Origin of the sequence: Mesorhizobium sp., assembly GCF_004962925.1 — a bacterium.
Classification (GTDB): domain Bacteria; phylum Pseudomonadota; class Alphaproteobacteria; order Rhizobiales; family Rhizobiaceae; genus Mesorhizobium.
This window is the reverse complement of sequence record NZ_SUEO01000428.1, coordinates 1-568: the sequence shown is the minus strand read 5'-3', so window position 1 is coordinate 568 and position 568 is coordinate 1. Positions and strand designations below refer to the sequence as shown.

Genomic DNA, 568 nt, shown 5'->3' with positions numbered 1-568 from the left:
ACACGGTTTCGCCTTCCAACGCGGAAGCGATCGCAGGCCAATGGCGGGGAGTCCACCGGCTTGAGAAAGCGCCGACGCGTCGGGAAGCTGCCGGACCGCACGCAAAGCAGGTCTGGCGTAACGGCGCGGGAGAAGCCTTGATCGAAATCAACATGATCGCCGGGATGGGCCACGGCACGCCGCTCGGCAACGGCCTCGGCGCTCCGGGGCCTTATATGCTTGATGTCGGCATCGCCTCCACACGCGAGATCGCGCAGTTCTGGGGGATCGCGGCAACGGAGGAAAGCGCCTCCCGGAAATCGAGGCCGCAAGTGCCCGTCAACCAACGGCCACTACCCCAGTCACCGGCGCCAGGTATAGTAAATGCGAAGACGAAGCCCCCACAGTCGACTGCCATCCATCAGTTCCCGCGTCACCCGGAATCGGGCCAACCCGGCGTGAAGAAGATCATCGAGGATGCCCTGCGGGCAGCGGGCCTGATGCGCTAGGCGGGCGGCGCAAATCGCTCGCCGGCTGTCTCGCCGGCCCGCGAAGGTCAAGCGGCTCCGACCAGGCAAGGGAACGCGTC

The 568-nt window shown here is 66.0% G+C and carries 1 pseudogene; it reads left to right on the top strand.

Annotated features, from left to right (window positions below):
• A pseudogene (locus E5W87_RS35555) lies at positions 1-488 on the top strand (hypothetical protein); the annotation flags it as partial.
• Positions 489-568 lie beyond the last annotated feature (80 nt).